The sequence below is a fragment of the Sorangium sp. So ce394 genome, assembly GCF_051474665.1.
GTDB lineage: Bacteria > Myxococcota_A > Polyangia > Polyangiales > Polyangiaceae > Sorangium > Sorangium cellulosum_D.
The window spans coordinates 12,581,836-12,604,101 of record NZ_CP150339.1 but is presented as its reverse complement, the minus strand read 5'-3'; the positions used below and the strand labels follow the sequence as shown (position 1 = coordinate 12,604,101).

At 71.8% G+C, this 22,266-nt stretch carries 15 protein-coding genes and 2 pseudogenes; 7 read left to right on the top strand and 10 right to left on the bottom strand.

Features of this window, described 5'->3' with window-relative positions:
• Positions 1-60: 60 nt before the first annotated feature.
• The 3 genes from WMF33_RS46555 to WMF33_RS46545 are packed head-to-tail and all read right to left on the bottom strand — an operon-like array spanning position 61 to position 7,366.
• On the bottom strand, positions 61-5,019 hold the full coding sequence (locus tag WMF33_RS46555; RefSeq protein ID WP_437334586.1) for an FIST N-terminal domain-containing protein: 4,959 nt from the start codon (positions 5,017-5,019) through the stop codon (positions 61-63).
• A gap of 19 nt (positions 5,020-5,038) precedes the next feature.
• A complete protein-coding gene (locus tag WMF33_RS46550; protein ID WP_437334585.1) occupies positions 5,039-6,292 on the bottom strand; it encodes a PP2C family protein-serine/threonine phosphatase in 1,254 nt (417 codons plus the stop codon).
• 48 nt (positions 6,293-6,340) lie between these two features.
• Positions 6,341-7,366 (bottom strand): hypothetical protein, encoded by a 1,026-nt coding sequence (locus WMF33_RS46545; RefSeq protein ID WP_437334584.1) that lies wholly within the window; start codon positions 7,364-7,366, stop codon positions 6,341-6,343.
• Between the two features lie 506 nt (positions 7,367-7,872).
• Between WMF33_RS46545 and WMF33_RS46540 the strand changes: the two genes are divergently transcribed.
• Entirely contained in the window at positions 7,873-9,282 is a 1,410-nt protein-coding gene (locus WMF33_RS46540; RefSeq protein WP_437334583.1) for a hypothetical protein, read from the top strand.
• 19 nt (positions 9,283-9,301) lie between these two features.
• Here WMF33_RS46540 and WMF33_RS46535 read toward each other — a convergent pair whose 3' ends face one another.
• The 5 genes and pseudogenes from WMF33_RS46535 to WMF33_RS46515 all read right to left on the bottom strand — a co-directional run bounded on the left by WMF33_RS46535 (position 9,302) and on the right by WMF33_RS46515 (position 14,901).
• Positions 9,302-10,525 (bottom strand): cellulase family glycosylhydrolase, encoded by a 1,224-nt coding sequence (locus WMF33_RS46535; RefSeq protein ID WP_437334582.1) that lies wholly within the window; start codon positions 10,523-10,525, stop codon positions 9,302-9,304.
• Between the two features lie 77 nt (positions 10,526-10,602).
• Positions 10,603-10,911 (bottom strand): annotated as a pseudogene (locus WMF33_RS46530) (ABC transporter substrate-binding protein); the annotation flags it as partial.
• A 383-nt stretch (positions 10,912-11,294) separates the two neighbouring features.
• Complete coding sequence (locus WMF33_RS46525) at positions 11,295-12,278, bottom strand: lamin tail domain-containing protein (protein WP_437334581.1); 984 nt, start codon at positions 12,276-12,278, stop codon at positions 11,295-11,297.
• Positions 12,279-12,289: 11 nt separating this feature from the next.
• The gene (locus WMF33_RS46520) at positions 12,290-14,335 is read right to left on the bottom strand and encodes a PEP/pyruvate-binding domain-containing protein (RefSeq protein WP_437334580.1); all 2,046 of its coding nucleotides are present in this window, start codon (positions 14,333-14,335) and stop codon (positions 12,290-12,292) included.
• 281 nt (positions 14,336-14,616) lie between these two features.
• The gene (locus tag WMF33_RS46515) at positions 14,617-14,901 is read right to left on the bottom strand and encodes a hypothetical protein (protein ID WP_437334579.1); all 285 of its coding nucleotides are present in this window, start codon (positions 14,899-14,901) and stop codon (positions 14,617-14,619) included.
• Between the two features lie 502 nt (positions 14,902-15,403).
• Between WMF33_RS46515 and WMF33_RS46510 the strand changes: the two genes are divergently transcribed.
• From WMF33_RS46510 to WMF33_RS46490, 5 genes are all read left to right on the top strand, one after another.
• The gene (locus tag WMF33_RS46510) at positions 15,404-17,965 is read left to right on the top strand and encodes a transglutaminase-like domain-containing protein (protein ID WP_437334578.1); all 2,562 of its coding nucleotides are present in this window, start codon (positions 15,404-15,406) and stop codon (positions 17,963-17,965) included.
• A gap of 172 nt (positions 17,966-18,137) precedes the next feature.
• Positions 18,138-18,527: a hypothetical protein gene (locus WMF33_RS46505; protein ID WP_437334577.1), complete on the top strand. Its 390-nt coding sequence runs from the start codon at positions 18,138-18,140 to the stop codon at positions 18,525-18,527.
• Positions 18,528-18,982: 455 nt separating this feature from the next.
• The gene (locus WMF33_RS46500) at positions 18,983-19,705 is read left to right on the top strand and encodes a hypothetical protein (RefSeq protein ID WP_437334576.1); all 723 of its coding nucleotides are present in this window, start codon (positions 18,983-18,985) and stop codon (positions 19,703-19,705) included.
• Positions 19,706-19,742: 37 nt separating this feature from the next.
• Positions 19,743-20,258 (top strand): hypothetical protein, encoded by a 516-nt coding sequence (locus tag WMF33_RS46495; RefSeq protein ID WP_437334575.1) that lies wholly within the window; start codon positions 19,743-19,745, stop codon positions 20,256-20,258.
• A 4-nt stretch (positions 20,259-20,262) separates the two neighbouring features.
• Complete coding sequence (locus WMF33_RS46490) at positions 20,263-20,760, top strand: hypothetical protein (protein ID WP_020741611.1); 498 nt, start codon at positions 20,263-20,265, stop codon at positions 20,758-20,760.
• 105 nt (positions 20,761-20,865) lie between these two features.
• On the opposite strand, the gene WMF33_RS46485 is transcribed toward WMF33_RS46490, so the two are convergent.
• A complete protein-coding gene (locus tag WMF33_RS46485; protein ID WP_437334574.1) occupies positions 20,866-21,276 on the bottom strand; it encodes a peptidase inhibitor family I36 protein in 411 nt (136 codons plus the stop codon).
• Positions 21,277-21,421: 145 nt separating this feature from the next.
• Here WMF33_RS46485 and WMF33_RS46480 point away from each other — a divergent pair.
• Positions 21,422-21,622, top strand: a pseudogene (locus WMF33_RS46480) (HNH endonuclease); the annotation flags it as partial.
• A gap of 34 nt (positions 21,623-21,656) precedes the next feature.
• On the opposite strand, the gene WMF33_RS46475 reads toward WMF33_RS46480, so the two are convergent.
• Positions 21,657-22,247 carry a Uma2 family endonuclease gene (locus WMF33_RS46475; RefSeq protein WP_437334573.1) on the bottom strand — a complete coding sequence of 197 codons (591 nt, stop codon included), beginning with the start codon at positions 22,245-22,247 and terminating at the stop codon, positions 21,657-21,659.
• Positions 22,248-22,266 lie beyond the last annotated feature (19 nt).

Sequence of the window (22,266 nt, the reverse complement as noted above, 5' to 3'; positions counted from 1 at the left end):
CCTCCGCCGTGCGGGCCGGCACCGTCACTTCGGAGGGAGCGCGGCGGGCGATCAGGGTGCTCATCGAGGGCCTTCGGCGTGGGGCTTCGCGAAGCTGACGCTGCGGCGCTCACCGCGCGACTCGATCTGGAGGGCCATCGTACCACCGGGCGGGGTGCGCGCCCACGCGTCCGCCGCGGCCTTGCCGAAGGCCTCGACCGAGTGGACCGGGCGCTCGTCGACCGAGAGGACGACGTCCCCCGCGGCGATGCCCGGCTCCGCGCCGCGCTGCGGGCTTTCCACCGCGACGACGACGAGCTCGCCGGAGCTGCGCGCGCTCGCCTCGAGCAGCGGGAAGAAGCGCGCGACGGTGAGCCCCTGGAACGTGGCCGTCTGGCGGTAGGTCGCCGCGGCCGCCTCGAAGCTCGGCCGCGTCAGCCGGTAGCGCGCGAAGGCGAGGACGCGGCCGCCCTCGCGCCGCACCACGGCGTCGACGCGCTCGGGCGTCGCGAGCGACCCGACCTGGGCGAGGAACCGCCGGGCGACGCGCTCGACGACCTCCGCGCGCTGCTCCGGCCGCGCCTCGTCGACCTCGCGCGGGTGCGCGGCGAGCAGGTGGGCCACGGGGGAGCTCGCGAGCTCGGCGGCGAGGCCGGACGCGAGGCGCTCGATCGCGCTGCTGCGCGCCTCCGCGAGCGCGTCCGCGTCGCTGGCCGCGGGGCCGCCGCGGCCGACGACGAAGACGCTGTCGCCCTCGAGGACGAACGGCCGCTCCACCCACGCGGGCGGGAGATCGTCGATGGCAGACCAGCCCGCCCGCGCCCGGGCGCTGGCCGAGGGCGCCGACGCGCGTGCGTCCGCCGCGCGCGCCGCCGGGGCCGCGGGATCTACCGAGGCCGCGGGCGCTGCCGAGGCCGCGGGCGCCCGGGCGGGGGCCGGCGGCGCCTCGGCGGGGCGCGCGCCGCCGCGCCAGACCGCGAAGCCGGCGGCCACGATCGCCACCCCGGCGAGCAGCGCGACGAAGGCCGCGCTGGCGCCCGCGCCGGGCTGCGCCGCCGCGGGGGCGGCCGGCCGCGGCGGCGAGGCGCTCGCCGGCGGCGGGGCGCCCGGCGGCGGCGAGGCGCTCGCCGGCGGCGGGGCCGAGGGCGGGCGCGTCGCGCGGGCGCCGAGCAGCGAGAGCAGCGCGCGGGCGCCGTCGTCGAAGGCGAGCGGCGTGTTGCAGCGCTTGCAGGCGACGCGCGGATCGTGGCCGCCGCGGAGCAGGACATCGTGCTTGTCGACCTCGACGAGCGCGGCGCGGACCGCGCCGCAGGACGCGCAGCGGCCCTCGACGACCGCGGAGGCGAGCCGCGCGAGCTCGGGCCACGAGGGGCTCGCCATGCGCTCGGCGAGCAGCCGGGGACAGCCCTCGATGCGGACCGCCTCGACGGCGCCGTCGAGCTTGCGGAGCGCCGACTCGAAGCGCGCCGCGCCGTCGGCGGTGACCCCGGGGGCGCTGCTCAGGTCGAAGACGACCTGCCCCTCGAGGCCGTCGATGATGCGGCTCCAGCGGAGCGAGGCGGTCAGCTTGCTCCCCACCTTGACCCGCGTGACGCGCCCCTCGACGGACTTCTCCACCGCGTCGCCGGCGGCCGGCTCGTCGCCCTTCTCGAGCTCGAGGAGGATCTCCCGCACCTCCGGCGGGACGGCGCCGGCGCCGTGCTGGGCGACGAACCCGAAGTAGGTCGCCGCGTCGTCGTCGAAGGCGCCGGCGCCGCGGCAGCGCGGGCACACCGCCTCGGGGGGCTTGCCCTCGGCGAGCGGGGCCGCGTCGTGGGCGCAGTCGACGAGCCGCTCGAACTGGGCGCCGCACGACTCGCAGCAGTAGGGCGCGTAGAACGAGACGACCTGCCCGCTCCCGGCGAACCTGCGGATCATGCTGAGCTGGTTGACGACCGGCTCGGAGCAGCGCGCGAGGTAGAGGGCGCGGAGGCGGGGCTGCGCCGCCTGGATCATCTGGAGCCACTCGCGCACGCCGAACGACGTGATCCGCTCGACGCCGGCGAGGTCGAGCAGGACCTTGCCGTCGAGCTCCCGGGCGAGCGCCGCGCCCTTGAACGACTCGGTCATGCGTCCGGCGAGCCGGACGACGAGGACGTCGCCGATCCTCTGCCGGTCGAACGCGAGGCTGTCGAGGCGGCCGGCCGCGCCGGCGGGCGGCACGATCCGCGCCGGCGCGGCGCGCGGCGACCAGGAGGAGGGCGACGGTCGGTCCACCGTGGTGGGCAGGCGCCCCGACGAGACCGGCCCCGAACGCGGCCCGGCGAGCAGCGGCCCCGAACGCGGCCCGGCGAGCAGCGGCCCCGACGGCGGCCCCGGGATGCGCGGGCGCGCCGTCCGCTGGCCGTTCGGCGGCACGCGGACGGTCGGCCGCGCCTCATCGCCGGTCGACCGCGCCTCCTCGACGAGCGGCCGCGCCTCCTCGACGAGCGGCCGCGCCGGCCGGCCGGGCGGCCGCGCCTCCTCGCCGCCGTCGCCCGCCGCGCGCAGCGTCCCCGGCGCGGCGCCGTGGCTCCGCGGCACCGGGGTGAGGGCCTCGGAGAGGACGGTGAGGGTCATGGTCTGGTTGTGCAGGTCGCAGTGGCCGGCGGCGTACGGCGAGATCTCCCCGTACGAGTAGAACCCCGTCACCTGCGTGCCCCGCGGCAGCACGTCCAGCACCGCCTCGACCTCCTCCTCGGTCCGGTCGCCGAGCACGATCCGCCGCCCCACGCAGCTGATCGCGATCGCGAGCGCCCCCTCGCCCGCCGCCGCCGCCTCGCTCGCCGCACGCGCCGCCTGCTCCGCGCCCCCGATCAGCCGCTCGAAGTCCGCCTTCATCAGCTGCACGAGGTGGCCTTCCGGCACGTCCCCCGCGAACGTCATCGACTGCTGCTCGTGGTCCACCGCAAGCACCGTGCGGACCAAAAACTTCTCGTCCCGCGCCGTCGCACGCAGCGCCAGCGGGAACAGCAGCGCCGACGCAGGCAGCTCCGCCGCCTTGTCCCCGAGGTACTCCTTGTACAGCGACAGCGCCGGCTTGCCGTCGACCTCGTACAGCACGTTCCCCGCCGAGCGCGTCACCACCCGCTCCGGCCCGAACTTGTCCCATCCCCCCTTGGACCCGTGCTGGATCACCACGTGCTCGCCGTACAGCCCCACCGCCGCCACGAGCCCGCTGCGCACCGTGTCCCCGACGCACACCCACGTCCGCTGGAACCGCGTCCCGTCCCCCGACAGCCCCCCGGTCACCACCACCGACTCGGGCAGCACCGCGTTCAGCCCCGCCACGAGCTGGCTGCCGTTCACCCCGAGCCCCTCCGACAGCACGAGCACTCCGCGCAGCCCCGGCCGGTCCAGCTTGCGCGCAAGCGCCTGCCCCGCCGCGAACGACCCCGACGCGCTCGCCACCTCCACCTGCGCCGCCGACAGCGTCGTGCGCTCGAACCGCGCCACCGCCACCGACAGCGTCCCGTCCCGCACCGCCGTGCCCGCGATCTCCCCCGCGCTCGAGCACCCCACCATGTGCGACCGCGGGTACGCACGCCGCAGCTCACGGATCGCCCCCGGGTCGTCGAGGAACTCGGGCGCGCCGAACACAAGCACCAGCGTCCGGTCGCTGTCGAGCGCGGGCAGCGCCCGCACCGACCACTTGCCCGTCGCGCGCGAGAACGAGAACGTCGCGAGCCGCATCCCGAGCGCCGCGCTCGACGCCGTGGACGGCGCGTCGAAATGGGTGTCGGAGGCGATCTCGAGCTCCTCGAACTCCGCCATCCCGCCCGCAGGCTGCGCCACGACGCGGGCCGCCACGGCCGGCGTCCCCTTCGCGGCGCGCGGCCTCCGCTCCCGCGGGCCCTCGCTCCGGACGAGCAGCGGGGTGAGGGCCTCGGAGAGGACGGTGAGGGTCATGGTCTGGTTGTGCAGGTCGCAGTGGCCGGCGGCGTACGGCGAGATCTCCCCGTACGAGTAAAACCCCGTCACCTGCGTGCCCCGCGGCAGCACGTCCAGCACCGCCTCGACCTCCTCCTCGGTCCGGTCGCCGAGCACGATCCGCCGCCCCACGCAGCTGATCGCGATCGCGAGCGCCCCCTCGCCCGCCGCCGCCGCCTCGCTCGCCGCCCGCGCCGCCTGCTCCGCGCCCCCGATCAGCCGCTCGAAGTCCGCCTTCATCAGCTGCACGAGGTGGCCTTCCGGCACGTCCCCCGCGAACGTCATCGACTGCTGCTCGTGGTCCACCGCAAGCACCGTGCGGACCAAAAACTTCTCGTCCCGCGCCGTCGCACGCAGCGCCAGCGGGAACAGCAGCGCCGACGCAGGCAGCTCCGCCGCCTTGTCCCCGAGGTACTCCTTGTACAGCGACAGCGCCGGCTTGCCGTCGACCTCGTACAGCACGTTCCCCGCCGAGCGCGTCACCACCCGCTCCGGCCCGAACTTGTCCCATCCCCCCTTGGACCCGTGCTGGATCACCACGTGCTCGCCGTACAGCCCCACCGCCGCCACGAGCCCGCTGCGCACCGTGTCCCCGACGCACACCCACGTCCGCTGAAACCGCGTCCCGTCCCCGGACAGCCCCCCGGTCACCACCACCGACTCGGGCAGCACCGCGTTCAGCCCCGCCACGAGCTGGCTGCCGTTCACCCCGAGCCCCTCCGACAGCACCAGCACTCCGCGCAGCCCCGGCCGGTCCAGCTTGCGCGCAAGCGCCTGCCCCGCCGCGAACGACCCCGACGCGCTCGCCACCTCCACCTGCGCCGCCGACAGCGTCGTGCGCTCGAACCGCGCCACCGCCACCGACAGCGTCCCGTCCCGCACCGCCGTGCCCGCGATCTCCCCCGCGCTCGAGCACCCCACCATGTGCGACCGCGGGTACGCACGCCGCAGCTCACGGATCGCCCCCGGGTCGTCGAGGAACTCGGGCGCGCCGAACACAAGCACCAGCGTCCGGTCGCTGTCGAGCACGGGCAGCACCCGCACCGACCACTTCTGGGTGTCCCGATCGTAGTGGAACGTCTCGAGGATCATGGGGCTCGTCGCCCCCAGGCTACAGCACGCGGGCCACGACGAGCGTCATGTCGTCGTCGAGGGATCGCTCGCCGCGGAACCTCGAGACCGCCGCGACGATCGCGTCCCGCGCCTCCTCGGGCGCGTACGTGGCGACGCTCTGGAACAGCGCGCGCAGCCGCTTCTCGGTGAACTGCTCGCTCGACGCGTTCTCGCACTCGGTCACGCCGTCGGTGAACCAGAGGAGGGCGTCGCCGCCCTCCAGGTGCACGGTGCTCGACGCGTACTCGGCCGAGCTCGCCGCCCCGAGCGGCGAGCCCTGCGCGGCGAGCTGGCGGACGGTGTTGTTCCTCACGAGGTACGGGAACGGGTGGCCGGCGTTCGCGAGGGTCAGCGTGCGCGCCTCCGGATCGAAGATGCACGCCGCGCAGGTCATCAGGTACTTCTGCTTCCCCGCCTCGAAGATCGAGCAGTTCATGAGCCGGAGCAGCTGCGCGGCGCTGAGCTCCTCCCGCCCGAACGTGCGCGCGACGTCGCACGCGGCCTTCGCCGCCCCGGTGATGATCGCCGAGGAGATGCCGTGCCCGGTCACGTCGCCGATGACCGTGAGCAGCTTGCCGTCCGGCAGGTCGTGGAACGTCCACCAGTCCCCGCCGCACTCCGCCGCGGGCTGGAAGTGGCTGGCGAGCCGCAGCGAGCGCCGCTCGATCACGTCGTCGCTCGGCACGAGCATCTGCTGGACGGCGCGCGCGACCTCGAGCTGCTTCTTCAGCGACGCCCGCTCGGCGGTGTCGTGGAGCAGCTGCACCAGCCGGTCGCCGAGCGCGACGAGCTGGACGCGGACCTCGTGGATCGCCTCGTCCGCGTCGCTCGCCGGGGGCGCGCCCGGGGCCTCGCCGCCCGGCGCCGCGCCGCTCAGGGAGAGGAGATCGCTCAGCTTGGCCGCGAAGCGCCGCTTCGCCATCGAGATGGTCGAGTCGACGTCGAGCGGCCGCGCCGGCTCGACCTGCGAGCTCGCGGCGTCGTGGAAGATGGTCAGCGCGTCGCCGATCGCGATGACGACGCTGCGGAGGCGGTCCCGCTCCGCCTGCAGCTTGCGGTGGAGCGCGCCCATCTCGTTCGTGGAGAGGTCGAGCGACCGGGTGAGCAGGCTCCGGTCGTCGGCGACGTGGCGGTAGTGCTCGCTGATGCGCGCGACGACCTTCTGCCAGGTCTCCCGGTCGGGCGGCTCGCTCAGGTCCTCCAGGCCGAGGCGCCGGAGCTGCCGCGCGAGGAGCGGATCGATCTCAGCCATGGCGTCCGCCTCGGCGGGGCTCTTTGGGGCGCGCGGCGGGCCGGCGCGCTACCACCCGGTCGGCTCCAGCGTCTCCGCCGCCGGGGTGGTGGAGCGCTCGAAGAAGTGGACGGACGCCGGCAGGGAGCGGAACTCGCGCGGGTTCACGTCGAGGTCCCAGAACGACGTGACCAGGGTCGAGGAGGTGGGCGAGACGTCGATGACCAGCACCGCGCCGGCCGCGTAGATCTTGAGCATGCCGAGGCCGGCGCCGCCGCGCGAGGTGTCGAGCACGGCGGCGCGCGCCGCGTCCGCGCCCCGGGCGCTCAGGCCGCGCGTGATGCCCTCGAAGACGTGGTGGCGCCGGAGGCCGCCGAACGGATCGTGGGCCTGGAGCGCGAGGTGGGCGCCGTCGGTGCCGAGCCGCAGCGTGGGGATCTCGTTCTCCTCGAGCACGATGTCGGACCGCCGGTCGTGCGTGTAGCGCGGGCGGCCGCGGCCATCGACGGGCGCGTCGTACATCGCGTTCATGAGCAGCTCGTGGGCGAGCGCGGCGAGCCGCTCGGCGACGCGCGCGGGGGCGCCGGCGCGCTCGGCCCAGTGCGCCACCTCGCCGACGGTGCGGTCCCGGTCCTCGCTGGTGCGGGGGCGCCATTTCACGATGGTGGCGCCCCAGGAGAGCAGGTCGGCGAGGCGGGGCGGGAGCGCGAGCGGCTTGAGGATGCGGCGGACGGCGAGCGAGATCTCCCACGGCCGGGGCATCGACGCGAAGCTCGGCCAGCCGACGATGCTCGAGAGCCGCGGCTCCTTGAGGGCGGCGCGGAGGACGGCGTCGGTGCTGCCGGAGGTCCACACGACGAGGTGCAGGCTCGGGTAGCGCTCGGCCGCCCACTCGAGCGCGAGGTCGAGGTCGGCGGCGTCGCAGCCGAGCAGCAGGGGCCGCTCGGACAGCCGCGCGCGCAGCTCGTCCGGATCGCCGGCGACGGGCACGTCCTGCATGCCGGCCGCGGCAGACATGACGCGCGCGATCCGCTGGCCGACGACCCGGTTCCGCTCGAGCACGGCGATGGTCGCTTTCGGGGCTGAATCGCTCAAGGGGGGCACCGCGGGGTGGCCCTGGCAACGGGGGCTGCCAGGGGAGGAGCACGGGGATTACACCACGGATCCCGGGCGCGGAGAGAGGCCGGTCAGGGGCGCCATCGGCCGAGCGGCGCCTCGCCGCAGCTCCCGCCGGCGATCGCCGGGCGGCGGCGCACCGACGTAAGCCACCTTTCTTTCAGACCACGAGGCCGTCGAGGTCGACCCGATCACGGGCCCTTGTGTGCGAGGCGCAAGGCGCGCCATCGCCCGCGGCGTCGTCGCGAGGAGCGGATCTCCGCAACTCCGCGCTCGCCATGGACAGGAATCAGCCGCCATGAACAGGAATGAGCGCCCATGGGCGCGACCGGATCTCGGACGCTCGACGCCTGTCGCCGCCAGCGATCTGCGCGTGAGCCGCTCGCCCGATGAGACGATCATGCAATCTCTTACTTGCCCAGCAACGCAGGCACACATCACGTTTGGATTCACCGCATGACGCGAGGAGTTCGAAAGGGCTTGCCATGATGACACATCTCACCACGGTGTTCGTGCTCGTCGGAGCGGCGATTCCGCTCGGCGTGGCCGCGCTCTCTTGCAGCTCGGCCGACCGGAGCGAAGGAACGGAGCACATCGCCTCCGCCGAGGACGCTCTGCCCCGCGGCGCGCGGTTCAGCGACTTCGACGCCCTCACGGAGCGAAACACGGACCAGCTGCTCCGGCAGGGCCGGGATATCTTTCGATTCGACACCTTCGGCGACGAGCAGTTCTGGGGCGGCAAGCTCCGGTTGCACGAGAGCATCGCCAACGTGACGCCGGCGCAGGCGCTGGCGCTCGGGCTCAAGGTCGACGCGGACGCGCTCCCGCCGACGCTGCGGGGCCAGATCGAGCGCGGCCAGGTGGACCTCCGCGACCCCGCCGTCACGCGGACCCTCTTGCGGCTCAACGCGATCCTCGGAGTGACGGGCTTCTTCGACCGCCGCGGCGAGCTCGCCTCGATCGGCCTCCAGTGCGCCTTCTGCCACTCCACGGTCAACGACTCCGTGGCGCCGGGCATCGGCGCGCGCCTCGACGGCTGGGCCAACCGCGACCTGAACGTCGGCGCCATCATCGCTTCGGCCCCGACGTTGCGGCCGCTCGTCGACCTGCTGCCGAGGGTGCCCGCGGGCATCACCGAGGAGGGCGTGAGGAGGGTCCTCCTCAGCTGGGGGCCGGGCAAGTACGACGCCGAGCTGCTCCTCGATGGCAAGGCGTTCCGGCCTGACGGGAGGTCCGGGGCGACCATGCTCCCCAACGCCTTCGACATGGGTGGAATCAACGAGCACACCTGGACCGGCAACTGGGGCTCGGTCCCCTACTGGAACGCGTACGTCGCCGTGACCCAGATGCATGGAAGGGGGAATTTCTTCGATCCACGGCTCAGCGACCCCGAGAAGTACCCGAACGCGGCGGCCACCGGGATCTGGAACGTGATCGTCAAACCCGAGGACGATCTCGTCACGCCGAAGCTCCCCGCGCTGCACTTCTACCAGCTCGCGCTCCCGGCGCCGAGGCCGGTGCCCGGCGTCGATTTCCACGAGGAGGCCGCCGAGCGCGGCAAGAGGCTGTTCGTCGGCAAGGCGAAGTGCACGGGCTGCCACAACAAGCCGCTCTGGACCGACGCCGGCTGGAACCTGCACACGCCCGAAGAGATGAGGATCGACGGTTTTCAGGCGGACCGAGCGCCCGGCAACTCGTACAAGACGATGAACCTGGCGGCGCTCTTCGTCCGGGAGCGAGGGCTGTTCATGAAGCGGGAGAACAAGGGCCGCTTCTACCACGATGGCCGCTTCGCGACGCTGCTGGACGTCGTGCGCAGCTACGACCATCGATTCGCGCTCGGGCTCGATCCCAACGAGAAGCGCGAGCTCGTGGAATACCTCAAGTCGCTCTGATCGGTCCGGCGAGGGAGCGCTACTTGCACGCCCCGGTCTCGATGGAGTGCGGGCGCACCGAGGTGTTCTGGATGCTGTTCGCGTCGGTCACCGCGACCTCGCGGCCCCAGCCGGTGAGCCCCGCGAACGTCCCGTCGGTCGTCATGTCGAACGGCCCGTCGTCCTTGCAGTCGTTGTTCTTCACGGCGCCCCACGACCAGGCGAGCCACCCCACCTCGAGCTCGACGCTCTTGGCGAGGAGCGTCTTGTAATCGAACGGGTGCTGGCCGCACTCGTACACGGCGTGCTGCGCGAACTCCCCGACCATCAGAGGCAGGTCCAGCGCCACGGACTCGTTCAGCTCCTTCGTGATCGTGGCCCCGCTCCCGTCCGTCCACCACATGTGCACGCTGAGCATGATGTTCGGATCGTGCGCGACGAGGGCTGGGCCGACGGCCTGGAGCTGGTCGATGTTCTGCCCCCACTTGGAGGCGTCGATGATGAGCGGCACCGTGATGCCGGCCTCGCGCATCCTCGTGATGGCCTGCTTGTAGCCCGCCTCCCACGCCGCGTTGTCCACCTGGTCCCCGACCTCGTTGCCGATGTTGACGAGCAGGTCCTGCTCGTGCTTCTTGATCACGGCGACGGTCTCCGGTTCGGTCCAGTAGTCGACGAGGCTCGGCAGGCCATCCCAGTTGCCCGTGGCGTCGTGCAGCTCGACGATCGGGATGAGCTTCTGCGCGAGCGCGTTCGTGATGGCCGTATCGAGGCCCGCCGCGGTGTTTTCGGTATTCCACACGATCCGCACCGTGTTGGCGCCCGTCTTCGCGATCTCCGCGAACTCCGGCAGTCCGTCGGGGCCCGACGGCAGCCACACGACCATCTCGTTGATGCCTCGGAGCAGCACCTTCTCGCCGCAGCGGTCGTAGAGGAAGCGGCCGCGCACCGAGAACCCCGTCGACGGCTCGCCCCCTCCCCCGCCCCCGGCGCCCGTGCCCGACGTGGCGCCGCTGCTCGTCGAGGCGCCGTCGCTCGTCGACGCGCCGTCGCTCGTCGACGCGCCGCTGCTCGTCGCGGCGCCACCGCCGCCGCCGGACGTGGCGGCCCCCCCGCCCGAGCCCGTCGCGCCCCCGCCCGAGCCCGTCGCGTCCTGCCCGGAGCCCTGCGGATCGCCCGAGCCGTCGCCGCACCCCACGGAGAGGCCGAGCGCCACGAGGGCGGCTCCGGCCCAACCAGCCATCGACCGATGATTCACGTAGATCATGTCATTCCTTCCTCTCTCCTGACTGCGCCTCTCGACCCAGCGGGCCGACCGGCGACGAGCCTGCGACGGCCCTCGCGTCATCTCGGCCGGAGCTCGGTGAGGACGAGCAGGTACTCCGGCGGGTTGTTCGGCGTCAGCTTGGCGTACGGGTTCTCCTTGGTCGGGAACCCGGTGAAGCGCTTCGTGTTGTATTCACCCCAGGACGGGTTCTTGAAGAGCGGGATCACCGGCGCGGCCTGCACGAAGATCGTCTGCAGCGCGTCGAGGATGCGCTTCTGCTCGGCCGGGTCGATCGCGGACTCGAACTCACGGAACAGCGGGTCGGCCTCCTTCGCGCCGAAGCGATGCCAGTTGCGTGCGGAGACCTCGCCCACGGGCGCCGCGAGCCGCCCCGGCGCCCTCCTTGTCCTTGGAAGAGCAGCCCGCGGCGGCGCCGGCGGACAGCATCAGCGCCGGCAGGAAGAAGATGCGACGCGGCATCAGTCCAGCCTTCATGACAAGCCTCTCCGCGCGGGTGACCCCGGGTTCCCCGCGACGATTCGTTTCCGTGACAGCGCGCGGCGCGGTGACGCGGCAACCAAGAAAGGAAGTGGGATCGTACGAGACCCCGGATGCCGCGCCCGACGTTGCTCGGATCGCTGTACCGGTTAAGTGGCCGGATGTCAACGGAGAGGCCCGGGCGGTCGTCGCGCGCTCCGTCGCCGGCGTGCGGCGCGGGGCGCCTTTCGCTGGAGGCCGGGCCGCGCGGGGTGAGATCGCGGAAGCGCGCTCAGTCTTCTGCCGGCGGCTCGCCGGGCGTCGGCTGGCCGACGACGTAGTCGCCCGCGGCCCATTGGTAAGCCAGGCTCACGTCGGGCGCCTGCGCGCCGAGCACGAGGCCGCCGTCGCTCGAGCCGTCGGCGGCGGTCAGCACGAGCTCGCCGCCCCTCGGATCGAGCGCAAAGCTCGTGTGGAGCTCGCCCTGGTCGGTGTCGCCGTCGGCAAACAGCACGAGCAGGCCGTGGCGCGGAAGGGTGACGGGGGGCAGCGGCCACTTGCCGCGCTCGGTGAAGTCGTCGGACAGCGTCCAGCCCGTCAGATCGACGTCCCCCGAGGATGGATTGAACAGCTCGATCCACGGCTCGTGCTCGCCGGCGTCGTCCGCCAGCGTTGTCGTGTTGTCGAGCATGACCTCCGAGATCGACACGGGCATCGGCGTCGGGCACGCCGGACAGAACGCCGGGCTGCCGGTCGCGATCAACGGGGCGGCGTCGACCAGCGCGGTGCCGTCGGCGGCGAACGCGCTCAACGTGGCCGGAGCGCCGAGATTCATGGCGAGCTCATAGCGCTCCTCGCCGGCGTCGGCGCGCGCGACGTCCGTCCAGTTATGATGGGTGTTGACGTACTCGAGCTTGTTCGGCTCGGTCACGCACGTCGCCTCACCGTCGAGCGATACGCTGAACCCATCCAGCCGAAACAACGACGATTCGCCGACGCCGGCCTCTTCCCAGGTGCGCCTGAGCTGGATGACGATCTGCCCGTCGCTGGCCTCGAAGCGCAGCACGTGGGTGGCGTAGAAGCTGCCGCCGGGACGCTCGCCGCACAGCTCGTCGCTCGCGCCCGGCCCCGCGCCGCCGTCGCCGCCTCCGCCACCGGCGCCGCCCCCGCCGCCCCCGCCGCCCCCCGGGCGCGCTCCGTCGCCTGGATCGGAGCTCGAGCAGCCGGCGCACACGAGCAAGGTCGCGAGGCCGTACAGGGTCATTTTCGAGGTCATGTCTGCCTCCATCAGGGTGTGTAGGGTCTGGCTTGTTTGATCACGGTCCGCCCGTCCATCGTGACGTCGACCTCCAGATCGAGCGACAGCGGGGCGAGCGTCGGATACACGCTGGCCGCGAAGTGGTCATGCACCACGAACAGCAGCCCCGCGAGCTCGTCGAGCGCTGCGTCGGACCAGAGCCGAGCCCCGTCCGCGGCCAGCGAGGACGGCGACACCAGCGTGATCTCGCTCGGCGATCCGGCGGCAGGACGCCGGAACGTCAGGATCTCAGGGCTGGCGGTGGGGTCCGACGGCTCGACGACGCCGACCTCGCCCACCTGGCTGACGACGCGCACCAGAGGCTCCGGCGCGTCGGGCTCGAGCCCCGTGATCACGACGGCTTCCAGGCGCTCCCCGACGAACGCGGGGTGGACCGCGACGCCCATGAACACCTTGGTATGATCGATGCCGTAGTACGCGCGATCGTCGAACGCGCGTTCGTTCCACAGGCTGGCCCAGACCCGGCGCACCGCGAGCAGCGCGCTCTTCTCTTCGGTCAAGTCCTCTTCCAGGTCCTCGATGATCGGCAGGAGATGGCTCCGATCGGGGTGCTCGGCGAGCTCGATCCGGCGCCGCGCGAGCTCGCCGCGCAGGTACGCCTCGTGCTCCGCGCTCAAGCACGCCGACGGCCCGAGCGCGTCGGCGTCGAGGTCGTCGGCCAGGCAGCCGCTGCGCGAGTCGTACAGACCTGCTCCCGACAGGCCCGGCAGGTCCTCGGCGTTGGTGCTGCTGCGAAAGCGCAGCCTGGTGACCAGCCCGGCGGGGCCGTACGCCTGGCGAACCGCGGCCTCGAGCGCCGCGCCGAGCTCGGGCAGGTGCTCGGCGGCGCGCATGCGGGCCCTGAGCTCCGACAGGCGGCTCTTCTTGTAGGCGGCGTCGGTGAACACCCGTGGATCGGCGAGCAGCGCCGTCACGTCGGCGTCGAGCCCGCGCCGCTGCATGAAGTCGGCGTAGGCGCGGAACGGGATCGCAAAACCGTCGACGCGGTTCGGTTCGGGCAGGATCCGGGACAGCTCTCCGAGGTTCGCGGCCTTGGTGCCGAACGCCGCGACGTCCGCCGCGCCGAGCGAGCCGAGGGCTGCGGGCGTGGCGACCTCCAGATCCGCGGCCGGATCGCCGAGCGGCGGCCGGCGCTTGCTCCAGAAGGCCTCGGCGTCTTCCAGACGCGCGGGCTCGATCTCCACGTGCGCGCCGCGCGCCGTGAGGTGGACCAGCCCATCCGCGAGCGCGCGGAGCACGCTGTTGTCGAGCGCGCCCGGCGCCGCGGCGCTCGGGATCCCCTTCTCGCGCAGGCGCAGGTTCAGGTGGCTGGCCAGGCTCTGCGGCTGCCGGGTGACGAGGCCGGCGACGAGCCCCAGATCGCTCGGCGCCGCGTCGATCACGAGCACGTCGCGCGGTCCGACGCCGGCCGCGGCGGCGCCGTCCACGATGTTCAGGTAGCCGTACGCCTCGCCCTCGCTGTAGGTCTCGGCGGACAGCCCGCCGAGCAGCGCGCTCGGGTCGACGAGCGCGACGCCTCCCGCGGCGAGCTCGTCGGAGATGGCCCGCACGGCCGCGCTCTGGGCAGCGCCATCCGGCGTGAACACCAGGAAGCTCTCCGCGAACGGGCTGCAGCCTTTGAGCCGTCGGTCGGCTTGCACGATGTCGTCGACGGTCAACATCTCGTCGGGCCCGGTCTCGCTGTACACCGTGTACGCGAGCACGCCGGCCGCGCCGGTCCGGGGATGGGGCGTGGCCGGATAGAGCTTCAGGCCGCCGCCCCACATCGCGCGGCTGGCGCGGCGCAGCACCATGTCCGCGTAGCGTTCCGGCGCGAGCGACGCGTACTCCGGCAGCGTACGGAGGAACTGCAGATGGTAGGCGTACTTGTCGGTATCCTGAAACAGGCACTCCGCGCCGGCGAAGATCGCCGGCGGCTCGCGGCCGTCGACGACCATCAGGTACTTCACCTCCGCGCCGTCGCCTGCCAGGGACGTGTAATCGTCGCGCGTGGCGAGCTCCGTGCGAAAGTCCACCTCGGTCCGGGGTCGCCCGCCCGTGCCGGGCTTGACGTCCGAGGCATCGCCACACGCCGTCAGCGCAGCTGTCGAAAGCAAGGCCGCACAAGGCGCCAAAATCCAGGCTCGCATCGATTGGGTTCTCCCGCGCCGAAGCTGGCCGGAGTCGAGCAAGCGTGATGCCAGCCTGGCGGCCGTGCCGGTTGCGGCCGGGAGCGGCGCTCGACGGCTGCGAGAGCGACATTCGCGTCGCGAGGTGTGCCGCGGCCGAGCTGGCACAGCGCTCGCTGCGACGTCGCTCATGGCGATGGGTGGCCGCAGCTGCACTCACCGCTGCCTTCAGGATAGAACATGGCGCTGCAGCGCGGGCATGGCTCGGGGTCCCCCACGGGGCGGTAGGGCTCCCAGCCCATGCGCAGGTGGTGGACGGCCGCGGCCTCTTCGTAGGTGGCCGCTTCGATCTTCCACAACGAGATCTCCACATCCGGCATGGGTGTGCCGTCGGCGAAGCGTGGCGGGTCCTCACCACGGACGAGCGCCACCTCGCTCCGCTCCGGGTTTGACCATACCGTCCAAGTGCTCATGAGCCTGCCGGCGACCGCCTCTTCCGCGGGTGGGTGCGCTGCGCACATTCGATCGGACCTCGCCGCCCGCGCATCGTGACGAGGGAGCGTATCTGGTGCCTCCCCCGCCGTGTCAAGGAGACCGCGGGAGGAGCGTGCCGGCGCTTCGCTGATCGCGCGAGCGCGCGGCGGACGCACACCAGCGCCGCGGGGATCACGCCCGAAAGACGTCATGGCGACGAGATGCACAGCATGCATGATATACATGCAGCATTCGATTTGGAAAATGTATTTACAATGATCCAGATGTCTGCCGACATCTACGCTGGGCGCCGCGTGTCCGCGGGCGGGCCGGCTCGCCGCGATGGGCCAATCACGCCATGCGCGCGCGCCCTCTCTCCACCCCGCGCGCGGGCTCAGCATCTCCGAGAAAGGCAGTATGTTGGACAACACCATTTCGTCGACGCACGCCACACCTCGTCGCGCTCGGGGCGCCGCCCGTCACGGCCATGCTCTGGCCCTCTTGCTCCTCGGCGCCCTCGGCCCCGCCGTCGGGTGCTCCGATGACGAGCTCGCGCTCGAGAACGAGCTCGCGCTCGAGACCCCGGTCGAGGCCGCCGCTCAGGAGCTCACGAGCATCCCCACGATCCCGGACGAAGCTCTCCAGAAGACCCTGGCGCCGATCCGCGCCCTCGAGGTCCCTGGCAGGGTCTACATGAAATCCGTCGAGGAGACGTTCGCCGGCTCGGGGACCTTCTCGCAGGTCGTCCACGTCTATCAACCGGACGCGAACGGAGAGACGATCCGGTTCGAGCTCGCCGCGAAGACGAGCACGGGACAGGTGGACACGAGCCATGGGTTCCAGTCCGTCAAGGTCACCTCGCGCCCAGGCGAGTCGGACGAGATCCAGCAAACGCAGCCGAACAGCAGCGGCCAGCGCGTGTACGACGTCCCCGGCTCACGCCAGGGCTGGTATCGCTTCGAGCTCACCTACGTCGCCCCGAACGCGGGCCGCACCCTGAGCTTCAGGGCCTACGACGCCTCCGGGAACTCCTTGAAGATCGTGTGGGTCGACCCCCCGAGCGCCGCCGCGCAGGTCCGCGCCAAGGTCGCGGTCGACGCCTCGGCGTCCCCGGTGTTCCTCAAGGGAGGCGCCTACCGGAACACCGATCCCAGCCAGTTCGCCTATGCCGACAACGTGAAGGTGAACGGCAACCTGCTCTATCGCCGCGGGTTCGATCAGGGCCAGTACAACTTCCCGCTCGGGCAGCTGAACGCGGCGGAGCATACGCTCGAGTTCTCGCTGGCGGCCAGCGCCTACAATCCTGCCAAGTTCTGGTTCGGGGTCAGCGAGAAGAGCTTCGCGCGGGCGGCCGCCAAGGCGAGCTGGGACCGGGTCCAGTTCCTCTACCAGGGCGCGATGCGCACGGGCGACTACGACGCCTGGAGCGAGGGCGTGGCCTTCGCGCAGGGCGCCACGGTCGTGAACGGGGTCCGCCCGCCGCCCGTCCGCCGCGGCACGACGTTCTCGGTGGCCGTCGAGGACTCGAGCCTCAACGGGACCCAGAACGCGACGGTGCGGATCATCTCGGACGCCACGGGCGCCGAGGTGTCCTGGGCCAAGTCCCTGCCGACCGAGGGCGACTACCGGGGAGGGATCTTCGCGAACGGCGCGTTCTCCAGCCGGAACCGCGAGCACTGGCGGGTCACCGTCCCGAGCGACGCGCCCGTCGGACGCTACTACGCGCGCGCCTTCACCCCCTGGGGCGCCCGCATCGGGCAGGACGTCGTGTTCTACGTGATCCACAACCCCTACCCGCTCGTCGCCAGCGGCGCCATCTCCAAGGCCGAGCTCGAGACGTACGGCTACGACGAGGACGAGGACGGCGTCAACCTGAACGGCGGGTACGGCAGCGATCAAGACAACATCCGCGACCACTTCACGGTGCTCTACGAGTGGTCGCCGCCGTACGACGTGCAGAGGAAGCTCACCGGGGCGTTCCGCCGGACGACGGACGAGTCGAAGTTCTCGTTCCTGGATCACGCGGTGGCCGCGGCGCAGGGGACCACGAGCGAGCTCGAGACCATGCGCCGGCTGTATCGCCTCGTCACGCAGCGTTACCGGTACAGCCAGCCGACCAACCAGGGCGACGTGTCGAACATCTTCCTGAGCGACGGGCTGGATCCCGCCGAATCGCTCCAGTACGCGAAGCCGAACTCGCAGCTCAGCTGGGAGGACGGAATCGGCGGCGTCCAGTGCTACGACTACGCGCCGGTCCTGGCGTCCATCGCCCGCAGCGCGGGTGTCCTCTCTCGGGTCGTGTCCAGCGACGGCAACCTCGGCGGCTGGGGCAACCATTTCTTCACGGAGGCGTACATCCCGGGCGTGCCCCATCACGGCGGCAAGACGCAGAACAGCAGCTCGGCCCCGAACAGCGACACCGTTCCGTGGTACGTCTTCGACGCCACGAATCCGGATGCGTCCGGCAGCGTCCCGTATCAATACCTGTGGGAGCGCTACTCGGAGGCGATCGCGCCGCAGGCGCAGTACGGTAAGGCGACGTTCGTGCTCTCGGGATACAAGCCCCGCGGCACGACGACGAACACCGTCACCTGGGATCCGCTGGGCCCCACGGACGACATCGGCGCGGACGACGTCCTCTCCCTGCAGGCCGCGTACGAGTCCGGGCCCGACTTCTGGCTGACGCAGAGCGGCGTCACGGGCATCCTCGGGCGCGGCGAGAAGGACGTCTATCGCATCAGCAAGGCGACCACCGGGGCAAGGGCGGTCTCCGTCAGCACGGTGCCGGGCGGCGGGAACACCCTGCAGCCGGTGCTCTGCGTGGGGCCTTACGTCGATCCCAACGGCCCGCCCGCCGAGAGCGAGCCCGGGATGGCGCCCAGGTGGCCGGTGTCCGTGCCGACGCGCTGCGCGGACCGGGCGACGACCTACCCGCTTCCCGAGGGGGAGTCGTACGTGGTCGTCTTCCACGACCACGGTCAGCCGGATGACGCGTATCCCGACTCGGAGGACAGGCTGAAGCTGGGAGATTCGGTCCAGTACGTGCTGGAGCTCCAGTACTGAACCTACCGAAACCCCTCCCGCCAGGGCGCTCCGCCAGGGCGGGAGGGTCCCCTCCGAGCCGAGGAGCTCGACCGACCGGGCCGCGCTGAGATCGTCGAAGGAGAACGAGCGCTTCAAGGTAACGCGGTGGTTACCAACCTTTGGTCATCGATTCGATGAAGGGAGTTGTGCCATGGGTCACATTGTCAAACGACTGGCGGGCCTGAGCGTCGCGGCGGTGTTCTTGGCCGGGTGCGGCGAGGCGGGAGAGAGCGCCGGCGAGATCACCGTGGAGGATCTGGGGGAAGGCGTCCTGCGGCTGCACGGGATCGAGGAGTCCAGCGTGAGCTCGGAGATCCCCGACGGAACACCTGGCGAAGCAGCCGGCGACGCAGGCGTCTCCGCCAGGGCGCGCGACTGTGTGTACGTGGAGTGGTGCAATGAGCCGGGCAGGCGCGGCACGATTTGCCGAGCGCGGCCGGAATGCGGCTGCAGCGGCGTGATCGAATGCAATGAGGAGGTGCGCGCCATCTGCGGCGGCTTCGTCGATCCCGCCTACTTCCTGTGTCCGGGTCAGCCCTGATCCGATCCCAGGGCGTTGACCCAACGAGACCGCGCCGTGCGCTGCCAGACGGCGCCCGTCGTGCAAGGCGGCGTCACGGCCTTCCTCGCCCGCAGCGAGCAAGGACGTGGATCGCATCAGGAAGGCGACCACGGGGGCAAGGGCGGTCTCCGTCAGGACGCTGCCGGGTGGCGGGCCCCTCGTGCAGCCGGTGCGCTGCGTGGGCCCCACGTCGCTCTCAGCGGCCCCGCCCGTCGTGAGCGAGCCCGGTTGGCCGCGCTGGCGGGCGCCGCCGGGGTGTGCGGTCGCGGGCGGCCGGCTGCCGCTGCCGGGCCAGGGCGCGGGCGCTCGGGTGGATCGCCGCGAGCGCGGGGCGCCGTCCATGCTACCGCAGGGGCGAGGTTCCATGGCGCGCGCCGGGCTCATCAGCGCCTGCTTGACAGAATCCGCCTGCGGCCCCAGACAGATCTTCTCAGATGATGACGAAGACCACCCTGCCCGTCGTGCTCTTGACCGCCCTCGCCGTCGCAACCACCGGTTGCGATAGCGGCGGCAGCCGCGGGCCGTCCAAGGAGCGGTGGGCGACCACCGAGAACACCACCGTCGACCTCGACCTCGACAAGGTCAACGAGGCCTACAAGACGGCCGAGGGCCCCGAGGACTTCGAGCGGCGCGTCAACGAGCTCTACCAGGGGAGCGAGGTCATCAGCGTCGCCGTGAAGGACGTGGACGCCAAGACGCAGGTCGTCACCGGCTTCTTCGACAAGAACGGCGATGGCGGCGTGCAGGACCCCGAGAAGGTGTTCACGATCCGCCGGGACGTCTCGGGCGAGGGCGCCGCGCAGATGCAGACGTCCGGGTTCGGTCCCTACGCTTACTACAGCTCGCCGGTGATGAGCCTGGCCTCGGGCATGCTCCTCGGCGCCATGGTGTCGTCGGCGCTGCGCCCGAATTACGTGCCGGTGTACACGCAGCCGTACACCACGCCGCCGGGCCGCGCGCCCGATCTGCGGTCCCACCGCGACGCGTACCGCGCCTCGAACCCGTCCGCGGTCGACCACAGCAAGTCGTCGCAGACGGGCCGGCGCTACAACAACACGGGCAGCAGCCGCTTCGGCAGCGGCAAGTCGAGCGCCGGCTCGCGCTTCGGCGTCCGCCGCGGCGAGCGTGGCCGCAGGCCCGAGCGCCTCGTCGCGTAGCAGCGGCCGCTCGTCCGCCGTCTGCCCGCCCGCCGCGATGCAGCCCCTGCGCAGCATCTCCGAGCTCCCGTTCCGCTGCCGTCCCGCGCTGGAGCTGCTGAACCTCGAGCAGCACCGCGACGCGCCGGACGTGGAGTCCACGCAGTTCGGCTGGTGCCGGGTCGAGGCGCTCTTGCTGGATGGCCGCGCGGATCGGGGGCCGCTGCGGGTGACCGACGCGCTCGTCGTGGCGGTCCACGCCGCGGAGGAGCCGGAGGAGCTGGCCGACGACGTGGAGCTGGAGTTCTTCGTCGAGGAGGTCGCCAAGGACTACTCGGTGACCGTGCTTCTGTCGGCGTTCCTCGAGCGCTGGCTGCCCGCGGCGTACTCCGGCGAGCGCGCCATCGTGCTCGCCATGTGCAACCCCCACGCCGCGCGCATCCGGCGGCCGGAGGCGGCGGGGCGCGCCCCCGTGTATTACGCCCACGGCGACGTCGACGCGTGGCTCGACACCGACCCAGACGGGCGCCGGCACATCCGCCTCGAGGCGGAGGCCTGGCGCATCGCGGAGTGAGACCATGTTCGAAGGACGCAGACAGCCGATCGTGTCACGCGAGCAGAAGCTGGTCTATGCCGGCATCTACGTGCTGAAGAAGATGGACCTGAAGCCCGCGGACGGAGGCATGGAGTTCCCCATCGTGCTGCCGCCCGAGCTGAGCCCGCTGGAGGACGTCCTGCAGGAGCTCGTCAACGCGGACCTCGTCGAGGTGAATCGCCGCAAGGCGCGGTTCGAGGTCACCAAGAAGGGGCTGGCGTACCTCGGCGAGATCATCGACGAGGCGGAGGCGCTGGTCGACGAGTTCGACGACGAGTCGCTCGAGGACGCGGTGGCCGAGCTCCGCCGGCGGAACGTGGACGTGCTGCGGGCCCGGTTTCTGTGGGGCTGGTACGACGGCGAGCTGGACGATCTGGTGCTCTTCCAGCAGCGCCGGGGGGCGACGCCGGTGGAGCCGTGGTGGGCGGACTACCTGATGAGCGACGCGTTTTACGAGGCGCTGAAGAGCGATTACGAGTGAGCGAGGGGGCGGCCGTCCGGGCCGGCGCCGCCTGGTGAATGGGCGCGTCGCGGCGGTGCTGCGCGGTTCGCCGTCAGCGCCGCGGGTCGAGCCGGATCATCGGCCTCAGAAGACGTAGACGCTCTTGGGGATGAACGGCAGCGGGCTCAAGCCGCTCTCCCCGTATACGGGGTACGGGTAGCCGAGGCAGTCCTCGTTCGTGAAGATCGCGGCGGCGACGCCGTTGGTGTTGTAGGCCGAGTGTGCCCTTCCCTCCCAGCCGTGCTCCGGGAGGTTGACGCACGTGCCCACCTGCGGGTTCAGCGCCCGGACGTTGAAGATCTCCCCGCCGTAGCCCTCCTCCTCGAAGAGGCAGAGGACGCCGTCGAACGGGCAGGGAACGGGGTCCGCCGAGGCCACCTCGGGAACCAGCAGGCCGGCCCCCGCGAGGACGCCGACGCCCACCAGGGCGCGCAAGCCCAGGGAGCGGGACGGCGTGAAACGGCGGAGGTTCTGAACGAGATCGAGTAAGCGCATGTGGTTTCCTCCTCCTGCCCACCCATGGGCAGGTACTGCGGAGGCACCAAGCGCCGGAGGCGATTCACGCATTCCCGGGTTCGACGATTGTTAACAGATTTTAACATGAGCGACACGCGGGCTCGCATGTCCCTGCAAATCTTCCATGTTGGAGGACGGATTGGGCGGACGGCTCGTCGATGCGCGATGGCACATGGAGCGGGCACAGCCGTGCGGGCCGCCGCCCGTTGGCCGGTGTGGATACTGCGGCGTTTCCGAAACGTCAGTGAGGGGCGAGCTGGAGATTGATGACTTCCACCCGCTGGCAGCGGGTGGCTCCGATGAGATCGAGAACCTCGTCTACGCGTGTACCGCGTGCGACCGGTTCACTATCGGATCGTTCATCGGGTCCAGATCGCCGCCAGATCGAGCTCCACGGCATCGAAGGGCTCGGCCCTCACCTTCGCGTCCTCTTCGTAGGTCTCGAGCAGCACCCACCGCCCGCCCTCGAGTCGGTACACCTCGAGCGTCCGCAGCAAGGGGCTGAGCAGCCACACGTGCCCCACGCCTTCGCGCCGGTAGATCCGCATCTTCTTGCTCCGGTCGACGCGCTCGGTACGCGGCGAGATCACCTCGCAGACCCAGTCCGGAGCGACGTCGTAGTGCGCCGGCGTGTCCGCGTCCCCGAGGGCGTCCGGCATGCGCTCCCGCTTCCACCCTGCGAGATCGGGGACCACCTTGTCGGGCCGCGGCCCGAGGTGGAGCTCCGGCGCATTCAGGAGCACCCAGCCGCCAGGCCCGCCATCGCCGAGGTCGAAGGCGCTGCCGAGCTTCATCGTGAGGCGCGATGCGCTCCGCGTGTGGGGGCGGCCGGGCCGCGGAAAGGTGAAGAGCTCCCCATCGAGGATCTCTGCCACTTGCTCGGGCGGCACCGCCTCGAAGGCGGTCTCGACCTCCGGTGCGTTGCGGGGCGGCAGCACGCCGGTGCTCATGGCCGACCCTACCACGACG